Origin of the sequence: Exiguobacterium sp. E4787, from assembly GCF_018618375.1 — a bacterium.
Classification (GTDB): domain Bacteria; phylum Bacillota; class Bacilli; order Exiguobacteriales; family Exiguobacteriaceae; genus Exiguobacterium; species Exiguobacterium chiriqhucha.
Genome location: NZ_JACSLY010000031.1, coordinates 1 through 2158, shown reverse-complemented (window position 1 = coordinate 2158; position 2158 = coordinate 1). Strand labels below are relative to the sequence as shown.

Sequence of the window (2158 nt, the reverse complement as noted above, 5' to 3'; positions counted from 1 at the left end):
TGTAATCAACGCTGTTAAAATCCCTTATATCAACGTATTAAAAATCCCTCAAATTAATGGATAATGAGTCTGACAACCTGAAAATGGAGTGTGAGACACATGATCCGAAGTGAGGGATTTTTTATGATTCGTGAGTTAAGAAGCAAAGGATGGACCATCAGAGCTATCTCTGACGAGACGGGATATGACCCTAAGACGATCCGAAAGTATTTGAAGATGGAAAATGCGCCTACGAAAGTGAGGAGGAAAAAGAGGAGAGGAAAACTTGAACCCTTCAAAGACTACATAAACGAACGTATTAAAGAAGGTACAACCAATTGCGAAGTTCTGTTCGATGAGATTCAAAAGCTAGGCTATGAAGGGAAAATGACGATTCTGAGGGAATATGTGAGGCCTTACAGACTTCAGCCTAAAAAGCAGGCTACCGTCAGGTTTGAGACGCCACCAGGAAGACAGGGGCAGATGGATTGGAGCGATGTTGGGACGTATGATGTAGACGGTGAGATGCGTATGGTGTATGCCTTCTCCATTATCCTTGGGTACTCAAGGATGCGATATATCGAGTTCACGACCGACATGACGTTGGAGACTCTCATGAAATGCCATATGAATGCATTCGCCTACTTCAATGGCGTACCGCAACAGATTCTCTATGACAACATGAAAACGGTGGTCATCAGCCACAATCCAAACAGTATCAAGTTCAATCAGAAGTTCGAAGATTTCTTGGCCTATTACGGGATCACGCCGAAGGCGTGCAAGCCCAGACGGGCACAGACGAAAGGAAAGGTTGAGCGCTCATTTGGCTATATGAAACAGAACTTTTTCAAGCGACGTATCGGAAAAACGTTGGAACAACTGAATCGCGGCGTATTAGAGTGGCTAAAAAATACGGCCAATAAAAAGATAAACGATACAACGAAAGAATCACCTGAGAAACGCTTCGAGGTTGAACAAGGATTTCTAGCACCGGGACATTTGAAGCCACATTATCCGGTCCATCGCTGGGAAACGCGCCAAGTAAGCAAGGACTGTTTCGTGTCTTACCAAGGACGACAGTATTCAGTTCCGTTCCGGTTCGTCGGACAGCATGTGCGAATCAGAATCACCCTCGACCATCACCTCGAGGTCTACGCTGATGGCGAACAAATCGCCCAACACCCCATTGCCTCCGGGAACTTGAAGTATCAGTTGAATTTAGAGCATTACAAAGGGCTAGAAACGACTCAAAAAGGTTTGCCGACCCATCGTTTCCAGCCCGATATTCCTGAAGTGGAACACCGTTCCCTTCAAGTATACGAACAGTTTGAAAGGAGTGATCACGAATGAACACTGATCTTCTCACTGAACGTTTAGAAAAAGTTGGATGGCAATTGTCGGCCAACCAGCTTGAAGGAATCCTTGAGGACGCCTCCAAGAATAATGTAGCATATTCGGACTTTCTAAACAGTATTCTGATGACGGAAATCGAATACCGTGAGTCAACAGAGCTATCGAAACGAATAAAGCGTGCTAGGCTACCCTATTTTAAGACGTTAAAAGACTTCGACTTTGCATTCCAGCCGAGCATCAATGAGAAACGCGTCAGGGAGGTTATGACCTGTCGGTTCATCGATAATGGTTTCAACGTTTTATTATTGGGCCCACCGGGCGTAGGGAAGACACATTTGGCGATTTCAATCGCTGCGGAAGCTGTCACGAAAGGTTATCGGACTTCTTTCATTACCGCAAACGATTTTGTCGAGGAGTGTCAAAAAGCAGAGAAGTCTGGTCTTCTGCCCCGTATCATTAAAAGGTATTGTCGATCCGAACTACTCATTCTAGATGAAATCGGGTATTTTCCGTTCGACCCCATCAGTGCGAATGCACTGTTTCAAATTATCTCGAAGAGATATGAGCGAGGGTCAATCATTCTCACTTCAAACAAGTCATATATTGAATGGGGAAAAATATTTGGTGATGAGGTGTTGGCGACCGCAATTTTGGACCGCCTCCTGCATCATGCGACCACTTTTAACATTCGAGGAGATTCATATCGAATGAGAGAAAAGAAACGGGCCGGCATCCAACCGGCGCGTGTCGATAGTTTCCAAGAGTAATGTGTAAAAAAGGGATTTTTAATCCGTTATTAAGAGGGAATTTTAAACCGCTGTTGACA

At 44.6% G+C, this 2158-nt stretch carries 2 protein-coding genes; both read left to right on the top strand.

The features are described from left to right. Window positions 1–99 precede the first annotated feature (99 nt). Window positions 100–1329, top strand: coding sequence for an IS21 family transposase (istA, locus tag KNP80_RS15670; protein ID WP_214835083.1), 1230 nt, complete (start codon window positions 100–102; stop codon window positions 1327–1329). Beyond that, window positions 1326–2099 (top strand): IS21-like element helper ATPase IstB, encoded by a 774-nt coding sequence (gene istB, locus KNP80_RS15665; protein ID WP_214835082.1) that lies wholly within the window; start codon window positions 1326–1328, stop codon window positions 2097–2099. Before istA ends, istB begins: the two co-directional genes overlap by 4 nt. Window positions 2100–2158: the final 59 nt, after the last annotated feature.